This is a genomic window from Bradyrhizobium tropiciagri (genome assembly GCF_001189845.1).
GTDB classification, from domain to species: Bacteria; Pseudomonadota; Alphaproteobacteria; order Rhizobiales; family Xanthobacteraceae; genus Bradyrhizobium; species Bradyrhizobium tropiciagri.
The window spans coordinates 1-24,791 of record NZ_LFLZ01000026.1 but is presented as its reverse complement, the minus strand read 5'-3'; the positions used below and the strand labels follow the sequence as shown (position 1 = coordinate 24,791).

General features: G+C 65.6%; 24 protein-coding genes. 10 read left to right on the top strand and 14 right to left on the bottom strand.

Annotation, left to right across the window (positions count from 1 at the left end; all coding sequences use genetic code 11):
• Position 1: 1 nt before the first annotated feature.
• Positions 2–1,141 carry a glycosyltransferase family 4 protein gene (locus AKN84_RS21155; protein WP_050422568.1) on the bottom strand — a complete coding sequence of 380 codons (1,140 nt, stop codon included), beginning with the start codon at positions 1,139–1,141 and terminating at the stop codon, positions 2–4.
• Between the two features lie 3 nt (positions 1,142–1,144).
• Positions 1,145–1,771 carry a polysaccharide biosynthesis/export family protein gene (locus tag AKN84_RS21150; RefSeq protein WP_050422567.1) on the bottom strand — a complete coding sequence of 209 codons (627 nt, stop codon included), beginning with the start codon at positions 1,769–1,771 and terminating at the stop codon, positions 1,145–1,147.
• 175 nt (positions 1,772–1,946) lie between these two features.
• Here AKN84_RS21150 and AKN84_RS21145 point away from each other — a divergent pair, with 175 nt between their 5' ends.
• Positions 1,947–4,283, top strand: coding sequence for a GumC family protein (locus AKN84_RS21145; RefSeq protein ID WP_050422566.1), 2,337 nt, complete (start codon positions 1,947–1,949; stop codon positions 4,281–4,283).
• Positions 4,284–4,586: 303 nt separating this feature from the next.
• Here AKN84_RS21145 and AKN84_RS21140 read toward each other — a convergent pair whose 3' ends face one another.
• On the bottom strand, positions 4,587–5,924 hold the full coding sequence (locus AKN84_RS21140) for an MFS transporter (RefSeq protein WP_050422565.1): 1,338 nt from the start codon (positions 5,922–5,924) through the stop codon (positions 4,587–4,589).
• A 346-nt stretch (positions 5,925–6,270) separates the two neighbouring features.
• On the opposite strand from AKN84_RS21140, the gene AKN84_RS21135 reads away from it, so the two are divergent.
• The gene (locus AKN84_RS21135) at positions 6,271–7,209 is read left to right on the top strand and encodes a LysR family transcriptional regulator (RefSeq protein ID WP_050422564.1); all 939 of its coding nucleotides are present in this window, start codon (positions 6,271–6,273) and stop codon (positions 7,207–7,209) included.
• Between the two features lie 10 nt (positions 7,210–7,219).
• On the opposite strand, the gene AKN84_RS21130 is transcribed toward AKN84_RS21135, so the two are convergent.
• On the bottom strand, positions 7,220–8,413 hold the full coding sequence (locus tag AKN84_RS21130) for a GNAT family N-acetyltransferase (protein ID WP_050422563.1): 1,194 nt from the start codon (positions 8,411–8,413) through the stop codon (positions 7,220–7,222).
• Between the two features lie 154 nt (positions 8,414–8,567).
• On the opposite strand from AKN84_RS21130, the gene AKN84_RS21125 reads away from it, so the two are divergent.
• The gene (locus AKN84_RS21125) at positions 8,568–9,632 is read left to right on the top strand and encodes a polysaccharide deacetylase family protein (protein WP_050422562.1); all 1,065 of its coding nucleotides are present in this window, start codon (positions 8,568–8,570) and stop codon (positions 9,630–9,632) included.
• On the opposite strand, the gene AKN84_RS21120 is transcribed toward AKN84_RS21125, so the two are convergent.
• Entirely contained in the window at positions 9,629–9,838 is a 210-nt protein-coding gene (locus AKN84_RS21120) for a DUF2842 domain-containing protein (RefSeq protein WP_050422561.1), read from the bottom strand. The two genes, AKN84_RS21125 and AKN84_RS21120, sit on opposite strands and share 4 nt — an antisense overlap.
• Positions 9,839–9,931: 93 nt before the next feature.
• On the opposite strand from AKN84_RS21120, the gene AKN84_RS21115 reads away from it, so the two are divergent.
• On the top strand, positions 9,932–11,017 hold the full coding sequence (locus AKN84_RS21115; RefSeq protein ID WP_050422560.1) for a COX15/CtaA family protein: 1,086 nt from the start codon (positions 9,932–9,934) through the stop codon (positions 11,015–11,017).
• A gap of 20 nt (positions 11,018–11,037) precedes the next feature.
• On the opposite strand, the gene nadC is transcribed toward AKN84_RS21115, so the two are convergent.
• The 8 genes from nadC to AKN84_RS21075 form a co-directional block, all read right to left on the bottom strand.
• Positions 11,038–11,889 carry a carboxylating nicotinate-nucleotide diphosphorylase gene (gene nadC, locus AKN84_RS21110; protein WP_050422559.1) on the bottom strand — a complete coding sequence of 284 codons (852 nt, stop codon included), beginning with the start codon at positions 11,887–11,889 and terminating at the stop codon, positions 11,038–11,040.
• Positions 11,886–13,436 (bottom strand): L-aspartate oxidase, encoded by a 1,551-nt coding sequence (locus AKN84_RS21105; protein WP_050422558.1) that lies wholly within the window; start codon positions 13,434–13,436, stop codon positions 11,886–11,888. The genes nadC and AKN84_RS21105 overlap by 4 nt, the downstream gene beginning before the upstream one ends.
• Positions 13,433–14,419, bottom strand: a complete 987-nt coding sequence (gene nadA, locus AKN84_RS21100; protein ID WP_050422557.1) for a quinolinate synthase NadA — start codon at positions 14,417–14,419, stop codon at positions 13,433–13,435. The genes AKN84_RS21105 and nadA overlap by 4 nt, the downstream gene beginning before the upstream one ends.
• Before the next feature lie 54 nt (positions 14,420–14,473).
• Positions 14,474–15,430 (bottom strand): NUDIX hydrolase, encoded by a 957-nt coding sequence (locus tag AKN84_RS21095; RefSeq protein WP_050422556.1) that lies wholly within the window; start codon positions 15,428–15,430, stop codon positions 14,474–14,476.
• 14 nt (positions 15,431–15,444) lie between these two features.
• The gene (locus tag AKN84_RS21090; RefSeq protein ID WP_050422555.1) at positions 15,445–15,849 is read right to left on the bottom strand and encodes a hypothetical protein; all 405 of its coding nucleotides are present in this window, start codon (positions 15,847–15,849) and stop codon (positions 15,445–15,447) included.
• 159 nt (positions 15,850–16,008) lie between these two features.
• The gene (locus tag AKN84_RS21085) at positions 16,009–17,289 is read right to left on the bottom strand and encodes an O-acetylhomoserine aminocarboxypropyltransferase (RefSeq protein WP_050422554.1); all 1,281 of its coding nucleotides are present in this window, start codon (positions 17,287–17,289) and stop codon (positions 16,009–16,011) included.
• Positions 17,290–17,438: 149 nt separating this feature from the next.
• On the bottom strand, positions 17,439–18,023 hold the full coding sequence (locus AKN84_RS21080; RefSeq protein WP_050422553.1) for a CoA-binding protein: 585 nt from the start codon (positions 18,021–18,023) through the stop codon (positions 17,439–17,441).
• 140 nt (positions 18,024–18,163) lie between these two features.
• Entirely contained in the window at positions 18,164–18,991 is an 828-nt protein-coding gene (locus AKN84_RS21075; protein ID WP_050422552.1) for an enoyl-CoA hydratase, read from the bottom strand.
• Between the two features lie 70 nt (positions 18,992–19,061).
• On the opposite strand from AKN84_RS21075, the gene AKN84_RS21070 reads away from it, so the two are divergent.
• The 5 genes from AKN84_RS21070 (at position 19,062) to AKN84_RS21050 (ending at position 22,329) form a co-directional block, all read left to right on the top strand.
• A complete protein-coding gene (locus tag AKN84_RS21070; protein WP_050422551.1) occupies positions 19,062–19,490 on the top strand; it encodes a PaaI family thioesterase in 429 nt (142 codons plus the stop codon).
• Between the two features lie 152 nt (positions 19,491–19,642).
• Complete coding sequence (gene rplM, locus AKN84_RS21065) at positions 19,643–20,107, top strand: 50S ribosomal protein L13 (RefSeq protein WP_021079117.1); 465 nt, start codon at positions 19,643–19,645, stop codon at positions 20,105–20,107.
• Entirely contained in the window at positions 20,107–20,583 is a 477-nt protein-coding gene (gene rpsI, locus AKN84_RS21060; RefSeq protein WP_050422550.1) for a 30S ribosomal protein S9, read from the top strand. Before rplM ends, rpsI begins: the two co-directional genes overlap by 1 nt.
• 247 nt (positions 20,584–20,830) lie before the next feature.
• On the top strand, positions 20,831–22,048 hold the full coding sequence (locus AKN84_RS21055; protein WP_050422549.1) for a GGDEF domain-containing protein: 1,218 nt from the start codon (positions 20,831–20,833) through the stop codon (positions 22,046–22,048).
• Positions 22,049–22,092: 44 nt separating this feature from the next.
• A complete protein-coding gene (locus AKN84_RS21050; RefSeq protein WP_050422548.1) occupies positions 22,093–22,329 on the top strand; it encodes a hypothetical protein in 237 nt (78 codons plus the stop codon).
• A gap of 142 nt (positions 22,330–22,471) precedes the next feature.
• On the opposite strand, the gene AKN84_RS21045 is transcribed toward AKN84_RS21050, so the two are convergent.
• Positions 22,472–23,617 carry an AI-2E family transporter gene (locus AKN84_RS21045; RefSeq protein ID WP_050422547.1) on the bottom strand — a complete coding sequence of 382 codons (1,146 nt, stop codon included), beginning with the start codon at positions 23,615–23,617 and terminating at the stop codon, positions 22,472–22,474.
• Positions 23,618–23,893: 276 nt separating this feature from the next.
• Here AKN84_RS21045 and AKN84_RS21040 point away from each other — a divergent pair, with 276 nt between their 5' ends.
• Positions 23,894–24,664: a gamma-glutamyl-gamma-aminobutyrate hydrolase family protein gene (locus tag AKN84_RS21040; protein WP_050422546.1), complete on the top strand. Its 771-nt coding sequence runs from the start codon at positions 23,894–23,896 to the stop codon at positions 24,662–24,664.
• Positions 24,665–24,791: the final 127 nt, after the last annotated feature.

The following is a 24,791-nucleotide window of genomic DNA, read 5'->3' as shown; positions in this document are numbered from 1 at the left end:
GTTAACGTTTGGCAAATGCGTCGCGATAGCCGGCCAGCACGCCCTCGACCATCGCGCTCTGCGAGAAATGTTCGGAAATCCGCTCGCGCAGATTTTGCGCGCGTGTCGCGGTCGCGGCGGGATTGTCGAGCGCCGCTTTGATCGCATCGGCCATCGCAGCGGCATTACTGGGTGCGAACAGGGCGTCGGTGTGGGTATCGAAGATCTCCGGGATGCCGCCGACATTGGCGGCGATCATCGGAATTCCGGCAGCGCCGGCCTCGATCACCACATAGGGCATCGAATCGCCGCGCGAAGGAACGACCAGCAGGCTGCCCTTGGAGAAGCCGTAGCGTGCCTTGACGTGGCCGATGAAGCGAACGGCATCACCGAGCGACAGCCGCTTCACCTGCTCCTTGAGCCGCTCGAACTCCTCGCCGTCGCCGCCGAGCGTCAGCGTCACCGGCTTGCCGTCAGCGCGCAGCTTGGCGACCGCGTCGATCAGAAGGTCGGCGCCCTTGATGCGGCGGAATTCGCCGACATAGGCGACGTCGGTGGCGTCATCGGCTCTGGCAACCGGTTCGAATTCCTCCGAGGTGACGCCGTTGAACACGCAGCGCACAAGGCCCGCGGGCTTGCCCACCGTGCGCTGATAGGTGTCACGGGCGAACGCGCTCTCGAACAGGAACAGGTCGGTGCTGTTCATCAGCGTGCGCTCAAGCTGGCTGTAGAAGCGGCCCTTCCAGGTGTCGAGCGGATAGTGCAGCGAGCCGCCATGCGGCGTGTAGACCCGGATCACCTTGTTCGAGCGCCGCCGCAGCCGAACGTAAGCGCCGGCCTTGGCGCCATGGCCGTGCACGACATCGGGTTTCAGCTTGCGGATCAGGCCGGCGATATGTGCCCAGACCATGAAGTCGGCGAAGCGCGGCTCGCGGCGGATCGCGACCCGGTGGACGCCGAGCTTGAGGCGCGGCTCGATCTCGGCGAGCACTGCGTCGGCACGGGTGCCGCCGGTCAGGCTGTCGGCGACGATGCCGACATGGTGGCCGCGCTCGATCTGGCCGTTGGCGAGGTCGAGAATGTGACGGATGATGCCGCCGACCGGGGCACGGACGACATGCAGGATGCGGAGCGGCTGGTCCTGATTTTGATCCTGCGCCATCGATCAGAACCAGCGTTCGCCGACGAACACGGTGTCACCGGGGCCGATCGGCGTCCCCAGGGGAGCCACGAAGCGGCCGGCGCCCGATGCATCGGTGTGCGTGAGGGTGACCTCGTCGCGCCGGGCGCGCGGCGAGAAGCCGCCTGCGATCGCCACCGCGCTCTCGACCGTCATGTTGGGCACATAAGGATATTGGCCGGGGGCCTGGACTTCACCAAGAATGAAGAACGGCCGGTAGGATTCGATCTCGACCGCCACCGACGGCTCGCGGATGAAGCCGTTGCGCAGCCGTGCGGTGATCTCGGCGGCAAGCCCGGCCGGCGTGCGGCCGCGCGCCGGCACCGAGCCGATCAGCGGCATCGTGATCGCGCCGGCTGCATCGATCGCATAGGAGTTGGTCAGGCCTTCCTGGCCATAGACTACGACGCGAAGCCTGTCGCCGGGGCCGAGATTATAGGCCTCGCGCGTCGGCGCAGGCTCGGCATAGGCGACCGGCCCGGCAAAGGAGGGCTGCCCATATGCCATCGGATCGAAGGCCGGGTCGCCGGCAACCGGCGAGGTCCGGCCCATGCAGCCCGACAGCGCGAGCGCAGCGATCAGACAAACAAGGGGAGCGCGCAAATCGCGCATGTGAGGAATCCCACGAAATTACCGGCCCCGATTAACGGCACTCATGGTTAACAAAGCATGACGGGGTGGTGGTGGCAGCCGTATCCGTCAACCGCGCCGATTAACCCAGCAGCAACCTTAATGGACTGTAATAGCCCGCATTGAGGTGGAATCGCGGCGTCCGCGGGAGTTCGTTATGCGTTTTGCATTCTGGCGTAGAGGCAAGGAAGAGGCCGTCGTGCAGCGGGCGCTGCCGAAGTCTGCGCCCGTCGCCGACGAGGCCGTTGCGAAGCCGGCTTCGGCGATGTCAGCTCCTGACGAGCCGGCGCGTGCGGCCCCTGCAACCGATCTCGATCTGCATGTGCTCGGAAGCGCGCTGGCGCGCAAGCGAGGCTGGATCGTCGTGCCGACCGTGCTGGTGTTTGCGCTGTCGCTTGCCGCCGTCAACGTCGTGACGCCGCGCTACAAGTCGGAAGCGCGAATCCTGATCGACAACCGCGAGAACGCCTTCCTGCGTCCGAACGGCGAGCGTGACCTCGAACGCACCTCGCTCGATGCCGAGGCCGTCACGAGCCAGGTGCAGCTCGTGATGTCGCGCGATCTCGCGCGCGACATCATCAAGAAGAACAAGCTCGCCGAGCGTCCGGAGTTCGATCCGGTGCTGCGCGGCTTCTCCCCAGTGAAGTCCCTGCTGGCGCTGTTCGGCATCGGCCGCGATCCGTTCAGCCTGACGCCGGAAGAGCGGGTGCTCGACGCCTTCTATGAGCGCTTCCAGGCCTATGCGGTCGACAAGTCGCGCGTCATCGTGGTCGAATTCCAGTCGGAGGATCCCGATCTCGCCGCCCGCGTCGCCAACTCGATCGCGGACGGCTATCTCGTGCTGCAGCAGGCGGCGCGGCAGGACCAGGCCAAGTCCGCCAGCACGTGGTTGCTGGGCGAGATCGACAAGCTGCGCACCAAGGTCGCCGACGCGGATTCGCGTGTCGAGGAATTCCGCTCCAAGTCGAGCCTGTTCGTCGGCACCAACAACATCCCGCTGTCCAACCAGCAGATGGGCGAGCTGAACACGCAGCTCAACAATGCGCGTGCGCTGAAGGCGGATGCCGAGACCAAGGCGCGGCTAATCCGCGAGATGCTTCAGAGCGGCAAGCCGATCGAGGCTTCGGAAGTGCTCAATTCCGAGCTGATCCGCAGGCTCGCCGAGCAGCGCGGCACGCTGCGCGCCCAGCTCGCCGAGCAGTCGTCGACGCTGCTCGACAACCACCCGCGCATCAAGGAATTGAAAGCGCAGATCTCCGATCTCGACCGCCAGTTGCGCGAGGAGGCCGGCAAGATCTCGCGCTCGCTCGACAACGATGCCCGGGTCGCCGATGGACGTGTTCAGGCATTGCAAGCGAGCCTGGACCAGTCGAAGAAGCAGGCCGCATCGAGCAATGGTCAGGATGTGCAGCTGCGCGGGCTGGAGCGCGAGGCCAAGGCGCAGCGCGATCTGCTGGAAGCCTATCTCGCCAAGTATCGCGAGGCGACCGCACGCGAGAACATCGAGGCGGCGCCGACCGACGGCCGCATCATCTCGCGCGCCACGGTCTCCAACACGCCGGCCTATCCGAAGAAACTGCCGATCGTGCTGATCGCAACGCTTGCGACGCTGTTGCTGGCGTCCGGCATCATCATAACAGGCGAATTGCTGCGCATCTCCGCGCCGGGCGCGGTGGGCCGCGCCTTCGCGCCGGCCGCCGCAGTGATCCGGCGCCGCGAACCGGTCATGGAGACCGCAGCTATGGACGAACCGGCGCCGAGGCTGCCGCCTGAGCCCGAGCTCGCTTCGCCGCTCGCGCCCAGCCTTGCGCCGGAGCCTGAACTGTCGCCGGAGCCTGCGATGGCCTACGAGCCCGTCATCAGCGAGCCGCAGCCAACGCCCGCCCAACCGGTCGACGAGATCGATGCGCTGGCCGAGCGTCTTGTCGCGGCCGGTCCCGCCGCCCACAAGGTCACGGTGCTCGGCCCGGCCGCCGGCGAGAGCGTCACGTGGACCGCGCTGACGCTGGCGCGTCTGATGGCGCGGCAGGCCAAGGTCGTGGTGATCGATCTCGTCGCGTCCTCGCCGGTGCTGACGGCGGCGACCGTCGATCCCGCAGCGCCCGGCCTGGCCGAGCTGATGCAGGGCGAGGCCACGTTCGCTCAGATCATCACTAAGGATCGACAGTCGCGCGTGCAGATCGTCAGCGCCGGACGCCCGGGCTTCGATCGCAGCCATCTGCAATCGCCGCGGCTGGCGCTTGCGATCGATGCGCTGCTCCGGGTCTACGATCACGTGCTGCTCGACGCCGGCTCGGCCGTCGACCTGCCGGCCGAGCTGCTGACCGCGAAGGCGCAGGCCGTCGTCGTGCCCGACGCCGGAATGGCACAGGATGCCCGCCATCAGATGGTCGATCAGCTCAGGGCCGTCGGCTTCTCCGAAGTGACGATGCTGAGCAAGCCCTGCGCGCCGTCGGAAGCGGCCGTGACGGGCCCGCGGGTCGTCGCGGCCTGAACCAGACCTCAAAAGCGCGATGAGATCGGGTTGATCGTCATCGCGCTTCCGTTTCCGAAGGCCGCTGCGCGCCTCCCCAGATGACGCGCTAAAGCCTGATGAGATTAGGTTGAGCTGGAACGGCGTCGAAGCTTCACCTCTCCCTTGGGAGAGGTCGATTCGCGCAGCAAATCGGGTGAGGGATTACGGTCTATCGAGAGGGCAAGAGCCCTCACCCGGATTGCTTCGCAATCCGACCTCTCCCCAACGGGGAGAGGTGAACCGAGACCGCGCCAAACCGATTCAACCAAAACTCATCCCGCCTTAGTGCGCCAGCATCGGCTCGCGTGCGGCTCGCTCCAGGACCGGATCGATCCGCAGCCGGATCGTGACGAGCGCGCCGATCAAGCCGACGACCGCGAGCAGCAGCAGGCCTGCGGTGAAGCCACCGGTCAGGTCCTTCAGATAGCCCATGGCGAACGGGCCGGCGAAGCCTGAGAGATTGCCGAGCGAGTTGATCGCAGCGATGCCTGCTGCGGCCGAGGCGCCGTTCAGGATGCTGGCCGGCATCGGCCAGAACATCGGCGGCACCGCCGAAACGCCGATCTGCGCGAGGCAGAGCAGGCCGACGATCAGCACCGGACTGGAGACCAACCCGGCGAGGCCGATGCCGACGGCTGCGAGCACCAGCGCGCCGGCGACGTGGTAGCGCCGCTCCCCGGTCTTGTCGGAATGGCGGCCGAGCAGCACCATGCCGACCGCGCCGAACACGAAGGGCAGGGCTGCGATCAGGCCGGTCTGGGTGTCGGTGACGCCGAACGCCTTGATGATGGTCGGCAGGAAGAACGCGACGCCGTAGCTGGCGGCGTTCAGGCAGAAATAGACGAGGGCGCAGGCGAGGACGCGCGAATCGGTGAGCGACTGCATGACCGAGATGTGCTCCACGGCTTCCTTCTTCTGCCGCTCGATCTCGAGGGTGGTCTGCACCCACTTGATCTCGTCGGGCTGCAACCAGCTCGCCTGACGCGGAAAGTCGGGCAGCATGGCCAGCACGGCGAAGCCGACCAGGACCGAGGGCAGCGCTTCACAGATGAACAGCCATTGCCACCCGGTCAGGCCGGCGCCCGACAGGTTGAGCAGCAGGCCCGAGATCGGCGCTCCGATAATGCTCGAGATCGGGATCGCCAGCATGAACAGGCTGATGACGCGGGCCCGATAGATCGTCGGGAACCAGAGCGTCAGATAGAAGATGATGCCGGGGAAGAAGCCGGCCTCGCAGGCGCCGAGCAAGAGGCGCAGGAAGTAGAAGATCCACTCGCTCGAGAGGCCGCTCGCTGCCGACATCTGCGGGATGAACGCGAATGCCGCCGAGACGATGCCCCAGCTGATCATGATGCGGGCGATCCAGCGCCGCGCGCCGAACCGTTCCAGCAGGATGTTGGAGGGGACTTCGAAGAAGAAGTAGCCGACGAAGAACAGGCCTGCGCCGAGCCCGTAGGCGGCTTCGCTGAGGCCGAGCGCCGTGTTCATGTGCAGCTTGGCGAAGCCGACATTGACGCGATCGAGATAGGCAACGAAGTAACACAGGATGAGGAACGGAATCAGCCGTCGCATCATCTTTCCAATCGCGCGCTTCTCGACATCGTCGCTCATCGTTCCCATCCCTTTCGGTTTTCGATTCGGCACACGCTGACTGTGCTGCCCGGGGTGGCATCTGGTGCACCCGCAGCGGTCCGTTGCCTTGCCCTTGCAAGTCGCCTGGTAAGTCGCCTTGCAATCCTTGCATTCATTGTTGTGTAATCAACGGCCGCGTGACTAATGGCATTTGGGAATGGAGCCACGGCGAAACTGTCATGATGCACCGCGGTATAAGCGCGGGAACCCAGAGCGTTTTTCAGCGAAGCGGAAACCGGTTCGCTTAAGAAAAACGCGTCAAAACAGTATCTGGAGCCCCGTTCCGATTGGTCGGAACGGAACAGGCTCTGGCCGGGCAGGATGGTAGCGGGCCGTGATCAATAACCTGAAACTGCGCCAGTTGCGCCTGCTGGTGGCGCTCGACAGCGAGCGCAAGCTGCAGCTCGCCGCCGAGCAGCTGAATATTACCCAGTCGGCGGCATCGAAGATGCTGGCCGAGATCGAGGCGGTGGCGCGGGTGCCGCTGTTCGAACGGACGGCGCGCGGCGTCGAGCCGACCGCCTATGGTTCGATTCTGATCCGTGGCGGCCGGAGCGTGCTCGCGGATCTTGACCGGGTCACCAATGAGTTCGCCGGTTACCGGTCCGGCGAGCTCGGCACCGTGTCGGTCGGGACGGTCGCCAAGCCCAGCATCGACCTTGTCGTCGACGTCATGCAGTACCTTGGCGAGAAACTGCACCGGGTGAACATTTCGCTCGACGTCAGCACCAGTCCGCCGCTCGTTGCGCGTCTTCTGGCGCTTGAGCTCGACTTCGTCGTTGCGCGAATTCCGGCCGGCGTCGATTCCGGACAGTTCGACTATCACGAGATCGGCGCCGAGCAGGCCGGCTTGCTGGTTCGCGCCGAGCATCCGCTGGCCGGTCTCGACAGCGTCAATCTCGAAGACACGGTCGACCTGCAGTGGATCATCCAGCCGCGGGAATCCTTCATGCGCCAGGGGCTGGAGCGGCTGTTCTACAGCCGGGGCATTGCGCCGCCCCAGCGCATCATCAACACCGAGTCGTTCTTCGCGTCGATCGGAATTGCGGCGGGCATCGATGCGATCGTGCCGGTGCCGCTCTTGATCTTCGATCTGCTCGATCCGCAGCGCTTCAAGATGCTTCGCATCCGCGACCAGCTGATGCTCGAGAGCTACGGGCTGATCAAGCTGCGCAAGCGGGCCTTGTCGCCTGCCGCGACGCTGGTGTTCGATGCGATGATGCGGCTTGGCGTCGCGAGCGGCCGGCCGGCGCCGGATGGCTCGCCGGCGTAGTGTCGCCCGCTCAGCGGAACATGCTGCGCAGGTTCTGCGCGATCTCGAACAGCGCGGGATTTTGCTTCACGGCGCGCTTGGCGCGGCTGATGGCCGAAAGCGCAGTAGCCGCCGGCTTGCCGCGCAGGCTGAGCGGGATGAAGCTGTCGACGATCGTTTCGTCGTCCTTGCAGAACAGCCGCTTGTACTCGTCCGAGCCGATGCCGAGGTCGAGGGCGCGATAGTTCAGGCCGGCATGGCGATCGATGATGTCGCGCATCAGGATCAGGCCGGGGCTGAACTTGGAATTGGCCGATATTGTGTAGGTGTTGAACATCATCGAGAAGCGATGACCGTCGGATACGCCGGCGAAGATCGCGATCACTTCCTCGTCGCACTCCAGCGCGTGGATGTCGATCGCATAGCCCTTGCCGTCGGCGCGCGGCGCGAGGCAGGCGGTGCGGATGAACTGCTCGATGCCCGGCTCGGCGAACACGTTGGGCAGCTTCTGCTCGGCCATGCGCTGCGGCTTGACGCGGAAGAACCAGTCGAGCAGGCGGCAGACGTCGGCGCTGTTATCAGCGACATGATAGCGGTAGCCCGGCAGCGCCTGCAGCTTGCGCTCCTTGCCCTTGAGGCGGCGGCGGAACGAATTGCTGACGAGCGACGCCGGTGCCGCGCCGGGCTCGATGACCAGCAGCGGGCAGTCATTCACCGAAGCCTGATGCGGCAGCAACACCATCGGATTGGGCTGGTCCTGCCAGCGCAGCGGCTGTTGACACAGCATGAGCGCGTCGACGCGGGACCGCTCGGCGATCGAGCCGATCAGGGCCGTGATGTCGGCTTCGGTCGCGTTGGCGGCGAAGTCGCGGTCGTACAGCGCCATGTTGAAGGTCGCGTGCTTGCCGCCCATGAAGCTTGCGCAATTGGCGCCCAGGCGCTGCTCGACGGCGAGCGGCAGCAGCAGCAACGGACGGCGTTCGCTGTCATGGGCCACGACGATGAAGGGCCGCAGGCCTTCCCGCTCGCCGACCTGGCGTTGCCAGGAGGCTAGGAAGTCGAAGCGCTGATAGGGCGTGTAGCTGTGTTGCGGGGTCTCGAGACTGCGCCAGGTCGCCTCGGCCGCAGTGAGATCGTGAAAGATGTCGACGCCGGCGACGCGGATTGCGTTCGGCCATGTTCGCGCGCCAGCCGTCTGGCCTTCAATTGCCGCCGCCATGGTCATCTCGGAGCCTAAATTTTTTAAGGTATTAATTTACAGGTCTCGGCTGCGGCCGACCTTCGCAGGGAAATGTCAACAAAGAGTAATAACAATGCCCTCGGGATATGCTTGGCGGCGTGTGGGAACCGCCGGACGGGCAAGGACGGGTAGCGGGATCTTGGCGCCGGACAATCGGATTTTGCGGCGGGCTCGGGCCGAGCTCGCCTATTTCAGTGGTGCCTTCAGGTTGCGGGAACGCGAGGCCGGCGGCGCCGGGGTGATCCTGCGCTTCGCGCGCGTCCGTCCCGCCCAACGTGGCCGGTTCCAACCGCTGAAATCCCAGGAGATCACGCCGGCGTTCCTCGATCGCACGATCTGCGGGCTGAAGCGCTGGAAGTACGACATCGTCGGGATCGACGAGGCCTGCCGCCGCGCAGTGACCATGCCGGAGCGCCGCCGCTTTGCCTGCCTGAGCTTCGACGGTGCCAGCAAGGACATCGTCACGCATGCCTATCCCGTGCTCGCCAGGCATGGCGTCCCGTTCACGCTCTATCTGCCGACCGCTTTTCCCGACGGCGTGGGCGCGGCGTGGTGGCTGGTGCTCGAGGACATCATTGCCCGCGAGGGCCGCATCAGCCTTGTCATCGATGGCAGGGAGCGGCATTTCGTGGTCTCGGCCCTGTCGGACAAATACGAGCTGTTCGATTTTCTGTCCGGCTGGCTGCGCAAGCTGTCGCCGCCCGATCTGTCCTATGCGGTGAACGATCTCGCGCGGCGCTATTCGGCCGACGCTGCGCACTTGTCACGCAGCGCGTCGCTCGACTGGCAGGATCTGGCGAAGCTTGCCGCGGATCCGAACGTGACGTTCGGCAGCGCCACGGTGAACTACTCCGTCCTTTCGACCCTCAGGGATGCCGACGCGCAGCGCGAGATGGCGATGGGAAAGGCGGTGGCCGAGAGCGCGCTGCGGCGGCCGGTCAGGCATTTCGCCTATCCCTTCGGGGACCGCGACGCGTTCGCCCGTCCGCATGTCGTGATGGCGGAGGAGGCCGGTTTTGCCAGCGCGGTGTCGACCATCTCCGGCATTGTCGAGGCACAGGGGCGCACCAACCTCTATGCGCTGCCGCGAATCGCGTGGGACGGCCGCGTGCGCTCGCTGCGGATCATGCGGGTGCTGCTGTCGGGCGTGATGTTCGCACCGGTGCGGCCGACGCTGAGCGCGCGGGAGCAGGGCGCGCTCTAGGCGCGATCGGGGCGCGACATCCAGGACACGATCGGCATCGCCGGCAGCACCCAGCCGAGGCCGGCGACGACGTAGAAGATCGCCTGCAGCAGGCCGGAATTGGCAAGCCACGGCGTTTGGGCAATCGTCATGCCGAGCAGCGACCACACCACAACCAGGATGAGCAGGAAGATGGTTCCGAGCAGTTTGCGGGTGCGTATGGCCATGGCTTATAGGTGTAACTCGTGATCTCAGCGGCGCTTGCGCCGCGGGCGCGCCGGACTATAAGGGGCTCGAAAATCCAATCAAGTCAGGGCGAAATGGCCGGTATTTCCGCAAAGACATCGCAGCTCCGCGCCGTCAGGGTATGGCTGATCGCGGTCGCCGGCCTGATCGCGCTGATGGTGCTGGTCGGCGGGGCCACGCGGCTGACTGAATCCGGCCTGTCGATCGTCGAATGGAAGCCGATGACCGGCGCGCTGCCGCCACTGACCGAGTCACAGTGGACCCAGGCCTTCGAGGGCTACCAGAAGATTCCGCAATATCGTGAGCTCAACGCCGGGATGACGCTCGCCGAGTTCAAGACGATCTTCTGGTGGGAGTGGAGCCACCGGCTGCTCGGCCGCGTGATCGGCGCCGCCTATCTGCTGCCGTTCCTTTACTTCCTGTGGCGCGGCGCGGTGAGCGGAGAGCTTGGCCGCCGGCTCTGGGTGATCTTCGGCCTCGGCGCACTGCAGGGCGGCGTCGGCTGGTGGATGGTGGCGTCCGGCCTCTCGGAACGGGTCGAGGTGTCGCAATATCGGCTGGCGACGCATCTGGTGCTGGCGCTGCTGATCTTCGCGGCGATCGTCTGGACGCTGCGGCGCCTGACCGACCGCCCAATGGTGATCGCACCGCTCAGGCTGAAGATCACGAGCGCGGTGCTGCTCGTGCTCACCTTCGTGCAGCTCTATTTCGGCGCGCTGGTCGCGGGCCTGCGCGCGGGCAGGGTCTACAACACCTGGCCCGAGATCGACGGTGGCTTGATCCCGTCGGCCGACCGGCTCTGGTTCGAGACGCCGTGGTGGCGCAATCTGTTCGACAACACGCTGACGGTGCAGTTCGAGCATCGCATGACCGCCTATCTGCTGTTTGCGCTGGCGATCGCGCATGCGGTCGATGCCGTGCGTTCGCGCGCGGCGGGCGGTGTGATAGCGGGTGCCTGGTGGCTGGTTGCGGCGATCACTCTGCAGGCGACGCTCGGCATCCTGACGCTGCTGCATCAGGTGCCGATCGATCTGGCGCTGACGCACCAGGCGGTCGCGATCGTCGTGCTGACGCTCGCGGTGCTGCAGGCCGAACGCTTCGCGGCGCGCCGCATCGAACAGGGCAAGCCGAACCTCGTTCCGGCCGGCCAGCCCGGTTGATGTATCGACCGGTTGATCGATCAGGACAGATAGTCGAGCCCGATATCGAGCGCGGCCGAGCTGTGGGTCACCCAGCCGACCGAGATCAGATCGACGCCGGTGGCGGCAATCGCCGCGGCGGTCGCAGCCGTGATGCGGCCGGAGGCTTCGGTGATCGCCTTGCCGCGCGCCATTTGAACCGCCTGGCCGAGCTGCTCCGTTGTCATGTTGTCGAGCAGCACCGCGTCGACGCCGAGCGCCAGCGCTTCCTCGAGCTGCGACAGCGTGTCGACCTCGACCTCGATTTTCACGAGATGTCCGGTATTGGCCTTGGCGCGCTCGATCGCGGTGCGGATGCCGCCGGCGAGCGCGATGTGGTTGTCCTTGATCAGCACGGCGTCGTCGAGGCCGAAGCGGTGATTGCCGCCGCCGCCGGCGCGCACCGCATATTTCTCCAGTGCCCGTAGTCCGGGCGTGGTCTTGCGGGTGCAGACGATCTGCGCGCGCGTGCCCGCGACGGCCTTGACCAGCGTGGCGGTCGCGGTGGCGACGCCGCTCAGATGGCAGAGGAAATTCAGCGCGGTGCGCTCCGCGGTGAGCAGGCTGCGGGCCGGGCCGTCGATGATCGCGATCACCTGGTCGGGCTCGACCGCGCTGCCGTCGGGCCGTTCGGCGCGCAACGTGACGGAAGGCGACACCGTCTGGAAGGCTGACCGCGCGACGTCGAGCCCGGCGATCACGCCGGGCTGCCGCGCCCGCATCACCAGCCGGGCCTGCTGGCTGGCCGGTACGATCGCGTCCGCCGTGATGTCGCCGGCGCGGCCGAGGTCTTCGCGCAGGGCGGTCTGCACGATCGGCTCGTACAACAGCGGCAATAGGGGATTGAGGGTCATGACAGGGCACTCCTGGCTGAAAGCTCGGATTCAACGATGTCGCGCGCGGCGGCGAGCGCCCCTGCACGGGTGAGGGAAGACGGCGCTGCCGATAGAGCGGTGTGCGGGAAATCCGTGCGGAAATGACCGCCGCGGCTTTCTTCGCGCCTGATTGCCGCGACCGCGATCATCAATCCGACCAGCGCCGGGTCGGACGCTGCACCGTAGTTGCGCGCGAGTGGGTAGAGGCTCCGGATTGCGCGTGCGATGCCGTCGCGGTCGCGCAGCACGCCGAGCCCCTGGCTGAGGATCGGCCGCACAGCGGAGGGATCGGAGGCCGGCGGCATCGTCTCGTCGCGCAGCATGGCGCGTGGGCCGGCGCTGACGCTTTCGATGCTCTCGGCGACCCAGCGCGCGCAGACGATCGCTTCCATCAGCGAGTTGCTGGCGAGCCGGTTGGCGCCGTGCAAGCCGGTTCGAGCGACCTCGCCGCAGGCCCACATGCCCTGCACCGTACTGCGGCCAAAGCCGTCAACCGCGATGCCGCCCATGTGGTAGTGAACCGCCGGCCGGATCGGGATCGGATCATGGGCGGGATCGATGCCCGCCATCTTGCAGAACGCAGAGATCACCGGATAGCGCTGCGCGAAATCCGCGCCCGGATGCTTGCGCGCATCGAGGAAGGTGCGATGTCCCGCAGCACGGTGGCGCCAGACGGCGCGCGCCACGATGTCGCGTGGCGCGAGCTCGGCCCCTGGCTGGTCGACCATGAAGCGCTGCCCGGTCTCGTCGATCAGCGTTGCGCCGTCGCCGCGGATCGCCTCGGTTAATAGCGGCATCGGTCGCGACGGCCCGTCGAAGGCGGTCGGATGAAACTGGACGAATTCGATGTCTGACAGTTTCGCGCCGGCATGGACCGCGAGCGCGAGCCCCTGGCCGAAACAGCCGCCCGGATTGGTGCTGTCAGCGAACAGCCCGCCGATGCCGCCGGTCGCGATCACGACGCGGTTGGTCGCGATCGTCAGCGCGCCGCGGTCGCTCGCCGCGAGCACGCCCCTGACCGCATTGTCCACGACCAGCAGCCGGCGCGCCTCGACGCCTTCCAGCAAGGCGATCGACGGCGTCTGCCGGACCGCGGCGATCAGCGCGCGCATGATCTCGCGGCCGGTGCCGTCGCCGGTGGCGTGCACGATGCGGTTGCGGCCATGCGCGGCCTCGAGCCCGAGGCGCCAGCTGCCATCGGCGCGGCGGTCGAAGGCGACGCCGAGTTCGGCGAGATGCTCCACGGCGTCGGGCGCCGCGTACACGATCCGGGATGCTGCCGCTGCATCGCAGAGGCCGGCGCCGGCCGCAAGCGTATCGGCGAGATGCAGGGCAGGGCTGTCATCGGCGCCAACCGGCGCGGCGAGGCCGCCCTGCGCCCACATGCTGGAGGCTTCGGCGCCGAGCGGCGACTTCGAAAGCAGCACGACCGGCTCGGGCGCGAGTTGAAGTGCGGTCATCAGCCCCGCGGCGCCGCCGCCGATGATCACAGGGCGGCCGTGGAGATCGGAGAGATCGATGCTCATATCGCCAGCATCCTTTCAACGCTCCGGCGCGCGCGCTCGGCGATCGCGGGATCGATCGTGACCTCGTGCTGGTTGGTCTCCAGCGCGTGGCGGATGTTCTTCAGCGTGATCCGCTTCATGTGCGGGCAGAGATTGCAGGGGCGGACGAAGTCGACATCGGGGTTTCGCGCCGCGATGTTGTCGCTCATCGAGCATTCCGTCAGCAGCACGACGCGCGGCGGACGCTTGGTCTCGACGAACATCTGCATCGCGGCGGTCGAACCCGCGAAGTCAGCTTCGGCGACGACATCGGGCGGGCATTCCGGATGCGCCAGGACGGTGACATCTGGATAATTCTCGCGCAGCTGGCGCACGTCATCGGCGGTGAACAGCTCGTGCACCTCGCAATGGCCCTTCCAGGCGATGATCTTCTTGCTGCTTTGCTTGGCGATGTTCTGCGCCAGATATTCATCCGGCAGCATGATGACGCGCTCGGCGTCGAGTGACTCCACCACCTTGAGCGCATTGCCCGAGGTGCAGCAGATGTCGGACTCCGCCTTCACCGCGGTCGAGGTGTTGACGTAGGCGACGACCGGCGCGTCCGGATAGCGCGCGCGCATCAGCCGCACGTCCTCGGCCGTGATGGAATCCGCCAGCGAGCAGCCGGCCTTGAGATCGGGGATCAGCACGGTCTTGGCTGGGTTCAGCAGCTTCGCCGTCTCGGCCATGAAGTGGACGCCAGCGAGCACGATGACGTCGGCGTCGACCTTGGTCGCTTCGCGTGCGAGCAGGAGGCTGTCGCCGACGATGTCGGCAACGCCGTGGAAGATCTCCGGCGTCTGGTAGTTGTGCGCGAGCACCACCGCATTGCGGCGGCGCTTCAGCTCCAGGATCGCGTCGACGTCCTCGGCGAAGGTCGCCCATTCGAATGGCGGGATGACGCGTTTGACGCGCTCATAGAGCGGCGCGGTGCGGGTGAGCAGATCGGTATCGAGCAAGGCCATTTATACTCTCCGTGAGCATAAGATGGCTTATACTTATCCTGAGCATAAGGCGTGTCAAGTGCGCGAAAGCGGAAGCTTGGTGCCGGCGACGGCCCGTTCGGCCAATACGGCATGGCGGAAGCGGAACAGCTTGGCCGGCCGTCCGACGGTATCGGCGGCCATTGCGCCAGTCTCTTCAACGAGTTCCTGTTGCTCGATGAGCCGGCGGAAGTTCTGCTTGTGGACCAGCCGGCCTGCGAGCGCCTCAACACTGCGTTGCAGTTGCAGCAGGGTGAACTCGGCCGGCATCAGCTCGAATACCACCGGACGGTATTTGATCTTGGCGCGCAACCGCGCGATCCCGGTCGCCAGGATGCGGCGGTGATCCGCCGTCATCGGCTTGCCCGGCACGACCGATGCTTCGCGGCCGCGCGAGTGGTTGGCCTCCGGGATCAGCGACGCCTCCCAGAGCAGCTCATAGCGCTGCAACACCAGTTCCTCGTTCCAGTCGCGATCGTCGAGGCCGAAGGTGATGGCGCAGCGTTGCCAGCGCTCGCGCTGCAAGGTTGGCGACGGCGCGGCCTTCGCCCATGCTTTCAGCTTCGGCGCGATGATCTTGGCGAGGCAAGCAGGTGCACCGGCGCGATGGTCTTCCCAGGGAAAATAGTCGTACCAGCCGGACCAGTGTGCCTCAAAGCCTTCGCCGACCCGGTCTTCGCGGGTCAGGCCGAGATAGCTGATCGAGACGCTGTGCGGCGACTTGGCATCGCCGGACCGGCCGCGATCGGCAAAGGTGTAGAGCTGCTCGACATAGCCGAGTGGATGCCCCGTCTGCGCCTCGACCCAGGCCCGCAGCGCGGTCTGCAGCGAGCGGTGGGTAAACTCGAACGGGCCGCTCGGCAGCGCGGAGCCGCCGGCGATGGTCATGATCTTGGGTGTGCCGTCGGTGACGGCGACCAGCACCGCGACGAGGTCGGCGGTGACGGCATTGCCCGAAGCCGGTGCGCTGGATTTCTGCGGCGATTTGGCCACGCGATCGTCCTGGGCTAGCAGTAGCCGTAGACGCCGCAGGCGTAGGGCAGGCGGTCCCAATAGGTCACGTAGGCGCCGCCGTAATAGGGGCCTAGATAGCTGTAAGAGCGGTGGTCGCCGTAATAGCCCGGCAGCGCCGCCGATCCGGGCAGAAGCGGTTCGCCGGGCGGGAACACGATGTACGGCTCTGAATTCAGCGGGATCACCGTGGGCTCGACGACCACGAGCTGGCGGCCGCGTCGCACATAGGTCGGCGCTGTGATTGACGTGCGGTAGGTGTAGTGCCGGCGCGGCAGGCCGGCGGGGAGCTGGCGCGCAGCCTTCACGGTCGCGCTCTTCGGAGGGACGGGGCCGTCGGCAGCATCAGCAGGCGACATCGCAGACAGAGCGATCGCAAGCGGCAATATCCAGCGCAGCATCAATGGTCTCCCGAATCATCCGGAGCCTATCACTGCCACTTTAAGCCGGATTGAACGTTAACGAGAGGCCTGTCGGAATTAAGCGTTAACGCGAGACCCGCCATTCCCCGCAAAAAATTCCGGAGCGATGCAGGCGCACCGCTCCGGAACAATGCCGGATCAGGCGCGCAGGGCCTGGTCGAGGTCGGCGATCAGGTCTTCCTTGTCCTCGATGCCGATCGAGAGCCGCACCACCTCGGGCGCCGCGCCCGACTTCACCTTGGCGGCGTCGTCGAGCTGGCTGTGGGTGGTGGAGGCTGGGTGGATCACCAGCGAGCGGGTGTCGCCGACGTTGGCGAGATGCGAGAACAGCTTCAGGTTCGACACCAGGTTGACGCCGGCGTCATAGCCGCCCTTGAGGCTGAAGGTGAACACCGCGCCGGCGCCCTTCGGCGCATATTTGCGCTGCAGGGCGTTGTACCGATCGCCGGGCAGGCCGGCATAGTTCACCGCGGACACGGCCGAATGGGTGGAGAGGAATTCCGCCACCGCCTTGGCATTGTCGCAGTGCTTCTGCATGCGCAGTGGCAGCGTTTCGATGCCGGTGAGGATCATGAAGGCGTTGAACGGCGACAGCGCGGGACCGAGGTCGCGCAAGCCGAGCACGCGGCAGGCGATCGCAAAGGCGAAATTGCCGAACGTCTCCTGGATCCGGATGCCGTGATATTCGGGGCGCGGCTCGCTCAGCATCGGATATTTGTTGTCCTTCGACCAGTCGAAGGTGCCGGCGTCGACGATGATGCCGCCGAGCGAGTTGCCGTGACCGCCGAGGAACTTGGTCAGGGAGTGCACGACGATGTCGGCACCGTGGTCGATCGGCTTGATCAGGTAGGGCGAGGCCAGCGTGTTGTCGACGATCAGCGGCACGCCGGCCTTGCGCGCAACGGCGGCGATCGCCTCGATGTCGGTGATGCTGCCGGCGGGATTGGCGATCGACTCGATGAAGATAGCCTTGGTGTGCGGCGTCACTGCACGCTCGAAACTTTCGATCTCGTCGGGATCGGCCCAGGCCACGTTCCAGCCGAACGCCTTGAAGGCGTGGGTGAACTGGTTGATCGAGCCGCCATAGAGCTTGCGTGCCGCAATGATCTCGTCGCCGGGCTTCAGGAGCTGCTGCAGCACGACGAGCTGCGCCGCGTGGCCGGAGGCGACAGCGAGCGCCGCGGTGCCGCCCTCGAGCGCTGCGACGCGTTCCTCGAGCACGGCGTTGGTCGGGTTGCCGATGCGGGTATAGATATTGCCGAACGCCTGCAGGCCGAACAGCGAAGCCGCGTGGTCGGCATCGTTGAAGACGAATGAGGTGGTCTGGTAGATCGGCGTCGCCCGCGCGCCGGTGGTGGGATCAGGCTGTGCGCCGGCGTGCACGGCGAGGGTGGAAAATCCCGGAAGGCGATCGGTCATTCTTTGGATCCTGTTGTGGCCTGGTCGAAATGCGCGGCATGCTGATGGCGGTAACGCCCGCCGTCAAGCCGCGTTGGCGCGCACGCCACGGTTTGAAACGGGCATGCTGCGCTGTACCGGATGATCGCGACGATTATTCCGCCGAAACGTCAGGTCGTTTCGGTTTTGTTTTTCGCAGCGCGGTCGGATGCCGCAGTCTGGCCACCGCTAAAGCTCGTGCGATTCAGCGACAGCCGCATGCCCTGGGTCGGGATCGGCGCGCGCTTGGAGCTCAGGGTGCGCGAGTTGACGCCCATCCAGGAGATTTCCGACGACAGCCGGCCATACTCGATCTTGGGGCAGCGATTCATCACCACCTTGAGGCCCGCCGCTTCCGCCTTCTCGGCCGCGGCATCGTCGCGTGCGCCAAGCTGCATCCAGATCACCTTTGGTGGCGGCGACAATTTTAGTGCCTCCTCGACGACGGGCATGATGTGGCTCGAATTGCGGAAGATGTCGATCATGTCGATCGGGCGATCGATGTCCGCGAGCGAGGCGACGAACGGCTTGCCCATTAGCTCCTTGCCGACATGGCCGGGATTGACCGGGATCATGTCGTAGCCGCGCTGCGCCAGATATTTGAAGGCGAAATAGCTCGGCCGCACGTTGACCGGCGAGGCGCCGACCATCGCGATCGATTTGACGTTGTTCAGGATGCTGCGGATGTAGTTGTCGTCGTAGGCGTCGTGGTTCATTGCTCATCTATTTCAGTTGCGTCATTGCGAGGAGCCAACGGGGCCGCCTTCGGCCGGCCCGATAATAAACTCTGCGACGAAGCAATCCATACTTCCTTGTGGCGCGATGGATTGCTTCGCTTCGCTCGTAATGACGGAAGTCATCTATCCTGCCACTTCGGATCGCGCTTCTCGATGAAGGCGCCGATGCCTTCCTCGGCGTCGCGCGCCATCATGTTCTCGGTCATCACCTCGGCGGCGAAGCGATAGGCGTCGGCGAGGTTCATCTCGGCCTGGCGATAGAACGCCTCCTTGCCGAGCTTGACGGTGTAGGCCGATTTCAGCGCGACCTTCTCGGCCAGCGCGATCGCGGCGTCGCGCTCGGTGCCTGCTGATACCACGCGGTTGACGAGACCAATGCTCTGCGCCGTTGCCGCGGAGACCGGTTCTCCGGTCAGCAGCATTTCCATCGCCTGCTTGCGCGGCACGTTACGCGACAGCGCCACCATCGGCGTCGAGCAGAACAACCCGATGTCGACGCCCGGCGTCGCAAATGCCGCGGCCTCGGAGGCGACTGCGAGGTCGCAGCTTGCGACGAGCTGGCAGCCGGCTGCGGTCGCGATGCCCTGGACGGATGCCACGACTGGCTTCGGTAAATGCACGATCGCCTGCATCATCGCGCTGCAGGCATTCATGATCTGCGCGAAATAGGCGCGGCCGCGGTCGGCGTCGGTGCGGCGCGCGGTGAGCTCCTTGAGGTCGTGGCCGGCGGAGAACGCCGGGCCGTTGGCGGCGAGCACGACGGCACGGATGCTCTTGTCACCGCTGATATCGTTCAGCGCAGCGTGCAGCTCGCCGATCAGCCCTTCGGAAAGGCTGTTGCGCGCCGCGGGGCGATTGAGCGTCAGTAGCGCGATACTGCCAATGCTCTCGCGCAGCAGGATCGGCTGATGTTGCGGCGCTTCCGCGCGGGCGGCCTGGGCGGACATGACGAAATTCCTCTATCGTGTCTGTGACAATTTAATGTAACAGGCAGGCTGAAGCGAGGGCAGGGACCGCATGGCGATTGCGAAAATGAGCGTAGCTGAACTGGAGGAGTTCCTGCGCAGGGAATTTCCGCAGGCGTTCACCTACGACGACATAAGGATCGAAAGTGCCGATGGCGAGACGGCCTTGCTGCGCCAGGCTTTCAGCGAGCGCATGCTGCGGCCGGGCGGCACGGTGTCGGGACCGACCCTGATGGGTTTGGCGGATTTCGCAATGTACGTGGTGCTGCTGTCGGCGATCGGGCCGATCGGCCTTGCCGTCACCACCAACCTCAACATCAACTTCCTGCGCAAGGGCCAGCCGGGCCAGGACGTGCTCGCGGTGGCAAAACTGCTCAAGCTCGGCAAGCGGCTTGCGGTCGGCGAGGTGAACCTCTTGTCCGGCACCTCTCCGGACCCGATCGCCCATGTCACAGCGACCTATTCCATTCCAAATCAATAGGCTTTTTTACGGTATTATTGCACCATATTTGCAAGCTGCTGTTTTTGCTGATGTAATTCCGGTGCGTCGACGTTGACGCGAGACCGCGGCTTCTCTAGAAAGCCGCCAGTTCGGCGCATACGGCGCCGATTTCTTTTTCACGGATTTCACACATGAGCACGTTCTCGGCCAAGCCCGCCGAAGTGACGAAGAAGTGGGTCGTGATCGACGCCAAGGGTCTGGTGGTCGGTCGTCTCGCCACCCTCGTCGCGATGCGCCTGCGCGGCAAACACCTGCCCACCTACACCCCGCATGTCGATTGCGGCGACAACGTCATCATCGTCAACGCCGCGCATGTGGTGCTGACCGGCCGCAAGCGCGACCAGAAGACCTACTACAAGCACACCGGCTTCATCGGTGGCATCAAGGAGCGCACCGCGAAGCAGATCCTCGAGGGTCGCTTCCCCGAGCGCGTCGTCGAGAAGGCGATCGAGCGCATGATCCCGCGCGGTCCGCTCGGCCGCATGCAGATGGGCAATCTGCGCGTCTATCCGGGTGCCGAGCATCCGCATGAAGCCCAGAGCCCCGAGAAGGTCGATATCGCCTCCCTGAACCGCAAGAACACGAGGGCCGCATAATGTCCGATACGTTGCAGTCCCTCGACCAGCTCTCGCAGGTCAAGCCGGCCGCGCCCGACGCGCCGAAGTACGTCAAGAAGGTCGACAAGTACAACCGCGCCTACGCCACCGGCAAGCGCAAGGACGCGGTCGCCCGCGTCTGGGTCAAGCCGGGCTCCGGCAAGATCTCGGTCAACACCCGCGAGTTCGAAGTCTACTTCGCCCGTCCGGTGCTGCGCATGATGATCCAGCAGCCGCTGGTCGCGGCCGCCCGTAACGGCCAGTATGACGTGATCTGCACCGTCGCCGGCGGCGGTCTCTCCGGCCAGGCCGGCGCGGTTCGTCACGGCATCTCGAAGGCGCTGACCAACTTCGAGCCCGAGCTGCGCGGCGTCCTCAAGAAGGGCGGCTTCCTGACCCGCGACAGCCGCGCGGTCGAGCGTAAGAAGTACGGCAAGGCCAAGGCCCGCAAGTCCTTCCAGTTCTCGAAGCGCTAATTCGAGTTCTAAAATTCGCGGCAATTGCCGCGTGCATCGAGTTGCAGAGGGCGCCGCGAGGCGCCCTTTTTGCTGCGCCCAATGGTGCCTGCTTCGGCGCGAATTAGCGCAGTTTTTCATGAAAACTTGCGTGTGCGTGCAAACGAAATTGGAACTCGAGCCTTCTAGCGTGCGGTCTCGCACTGGCGCTGCATCACCGTATTAATTGCGCCTGCGAACGTTGCATCACACCGGGCTGGGGTGACTTATGTCGTTCGATCCATCGACGCTTTATCTGTTCGCCACCATGGTCGCGGGCATGCTCGGCGCCATGCTCTGGTTGTTTGGCAGGCAGGAGAAAATTCCCGCGCTGAAATGGTGGGGCACCGCCTATCTGCTCGGTGCCGCCTCGGTCGCGCTCTGGACGGTCGGCAGCTCGACGCTCGATCCCATGGTCATGCTGGGCCTCAATGCGATCGGCTTCGCTGCCTGCGGCATGGTCTGGAATGCCGCGCGGATTTTCCATGGCCGCAAGGCGAACCTGCCGGGCCTCGTGCTTGGCCCGATCGCGTGGATTGGCGCCATGACGACGGTGACGGATCCGGCGATGCGCTTGACGATCGGCGCCGGGATCGTCGCGATCTACGCCGCGCTGACTGCATCCGAGCTCTGGAGCGAGCGCCGCCGTGCGATGCAACGGCGCTGGATTGCGATTGCCATCCCGGTCGCCCATGGCTGTGTCCTGATGCTCCCGATCCTGGTCGGCGACCTCATGCGGCTGAACGGCCAGAACTTCGTCAGCAGCTTTTGGGTCACGCTGTTCTCGATCGAGCTCGTGCTGTACGCGATCGGCACGGTGTTCGTGATCTTCATGATGGTGTCGGACCGCGCGGTGGCCGTGCACAAGACCGCTGCCTCGATCGATCCCCTGAGCGGCATGCTCAACCGCCGCGGCTTCTCCGAAGCCTGCGCGCGCGTGATCGAACGCGAAGCCGATGGCGGCCGGCCGGTCACGGTGATGATCTTCGACATCGATCACTTCAAGTCGATCAATGACCGTTTCGGTCATCCGGCAGGCGACGAGATCCTGAAACTGTTCTCAGCCGTGGTGGTCAACAATCTAAGGATCAGCGATCTGTCGGGCCGGATCGGCGGCGAGGAATTCGCGGCGCTGCTGCCGTGCTCGCTGGAGGAGGGCGTGCTGGTCGCCGAGCGCGTGCGTGAGGCGTTCGAGAACAGCAACATCACCTGCGAGGAAGGCGCGGTCGACACCACGGTCAGCATCGGCGTCGCCGGCGGACCCGCGGGGACCGAACTCGAGGTGCTGCTGGCCGCGGCCGACACCGCGCTCTACCAGGCCAAGCGCGGCGGTCGCAACCGCGTCGAGGCGGCAGAGGAATTACCGCTCTCGCTGGAGAATTGGCGGCGCAAGACCGCGGGCCTGCCGGCATCGGCGCGGCAAAAGCCGGTGAACGCGGGCGCATGAGCGCGGTAACGACTGGTTAACCATTCGATCCCATGCTTTCGGGCATGGAGTCGATCCGCACCCGCAATCCGCAATCAGCCCTGATGTCGCTCGAAGCCGACGCGGTTTCGGCGCGCAGCGGCTTCGCCTGCCTGTTCTCGGATTCCGATGAGTACGAGACCGCGCTGATCGCCGAACGGCGCGCGCAAGGGCGATACGAGCAGCCGAAGAGCCGATGGCCGGTCGTGATGCTGGCCGGCGTGATGCTGATGGTCCTGGGGACGGTCTTGCTGTTCGCCTGAGCCACCGTCGTCATTGCGAGGAGCGGTCGCGACGAAGCATCCATGCTTCCGCGTATGCCGCGCGATGGATTGCTTCGCTTCGCTCGCAATGACGGGGATGGAGCATGCATGCGCAGTCCATCATCGTCATCCCGGGGCGAGATCAGGCTGCCTTCGCGGGCGCCTGGTCCTCTGCCTTGAAGTGATCGATCATCACCTTGGCGATCGCCATCAGCGGCAGCGCCAGCGCGAGCCCCCAGATGCCGAACACGACGCCGAGCAGGATCTGGAACGCGAACAGCGTCGCCGGCGGGATGTCGAGCGCCTGGCGCTGGATGATCGGGGTCAGCACGTAGCTCTCGAGCGCGTGGACGCCGAGGAACAGGATGAAGGCCGAAAGCGCCGCGATCCATCCCGTCGCGAGGCTCGCCAGCACCACGATCAGTCCGCCGAGGATCGCGCCGACCGTCGGGATGAAGGCGAGCAGGCCGGCCTGGATGCCGAGGATGAACGAGCTCGGAATGCCGATAATGGCAAGGCCGATCCAGGTCACGAGGAACACTGCGGCCATGGTGATGATCTGTGCGATCAGCCAGCGCTCCAGCGTCTCGCCGATGCGGTCGACGATGATGGTCGCCTGCGGGCGCCATTTGGCCGGCGCGATGAACAACAATCCGGCGCGGTAGATGCTCGGCTGGGCTGCGAAGGCGAGCCCGAGGAACAGCACGATGAAGAAATTGCCGACGACGCTGACGGTGCCGAGCAGCACCTTCAGCGTCTGGCCGATGATGGCGCCGCCGCTCGAGGCCAGCGCGCTGGCGCCGGGAATGCCGTGTGACTGCGACGTCGCGGGCGTCGTCGTTGTCGTGGTCGTCACGGCGGTGCCTTCGCCCTTGGCCTCGCCGGCGGCATTGGTGAAATCGAGATAGCTGGTGTCGACACCATGCTGCTCGAGGAAGTCCTTGACGCTGCCGAGCTGCGATTTGATCGTGTTGCTCAAGACCGTCGCCTGCTGCGCGATGGTGGTGCCGCCGAGGAACACGATCCCGGACAATAGCCCCGCCAGCGCCAGGCAGACGATGGCAAGCCGCAATGCGTGCGGCAGCCCGGTCAGCCGGCCGAGCAGGGTGGTCATTGCGTTCAGGCCGACGCCGAGCAGCATGCCCGAGAACAACAGGAACAGGGTCGCCGCGAATTGCCAGGCGAACAGCAGCAGGGCGGCAAACAGCACGATGCCGATGCCGCCGACGGCGATCGCCCACGCCATGTCGTTGCGGGCCTGCAGGCGATTGTCAGCCGGGTCTGTCACGGGTGATTCCCCCCTTCGCGACGGTCTCCGAGCAGTCTTTGGCGAAAATCCCGCCGGGATCAAGCGGCCGGACCGTGCCGGTTTGCCGCTGACGCGCCGCCGGGCCGGCGTGACCGGAGGGCGCCCGGCCGGATTGGGAGCCTCCGGGGAGCTAATCTGTGCAGGACTGCAAGCCCCCCTGTGCAGAACTAGGCAGTTGATCCCTGGGGAACTCGAAGGCATGATCGTCTCAGCAACGTCGCAAACTTAGAAGAATCATTGCGCGAGACTTCAATAATGAGACGGCCCGTGGTCGGCGTGATCGGAAACGCCCATCGCATCGAAAATCGTTTCACTGTCCAGATGGTCGGAGAGCGCAACCTTCGCGCGGTTGCCGAGGTGTCGGGCGCCGTGCCCCTGATGTTCGCAGGCAGCCCCGAAATCACCGAGGTCGGCGCCTTACTCGACGTGGTCGACGGCGTCGTGCTGACCGGAGCCCGCGCCAACGTTCATCCGACCCGCTTCAACACCGAACCCTGCGCCGCGCACGAGCCCTATGACATCCACCGCGACGATGTCGCGCTGGCGCTGTCGGAGGCCTGCGTCGCGCGCGGCGTGCCGATCTTCGGCATCTGCCGCGGTCTGCAGGAGATGAATGTCGCGTTCGGCGGCTCGCTGCATCCGGAGATCCGCGAGATTCCGGGCCGCATGAATCATCGGATGCCGCGGCTGGAGAACGGCGAGATCCATCCTGATCCCACCGTGGTGTTCGCCGACCGTCACGACGTCGCGTTGACGCCGGGGGGCGCGTTCGCGAAAATCCTTGGCCGCGAGACCATTCGCGTCAATTCGCTGCACGGCCAGGGCATCCTCGAGCCCGGCAGACGCGTCGTGATCGAGGGCATCGCCGAGGACGGCACCATCGAGGCGATCCGCATCGCGGATGCAGCCGGCTTTGCGCTGGGCGTGCAATGGCACGCCGAATACGATCCGCAGCGCAACCCGATCAATCGCGCGCTGTTCGAGGCCTTCGGCGACGCGCTGCGCGAGCGGCGCCGCGCGGCGTAGGGGCCCAGGCACCGCCGTCGTCCCTGCGAAAGCCGTGACCCATACTCCGCGGCGGATATTGTGAATGGGACTCGTCGATCCATCGTCGCGCAACAAGCGGCTTCGGTGGCTATGGGTCCCTGCTTTC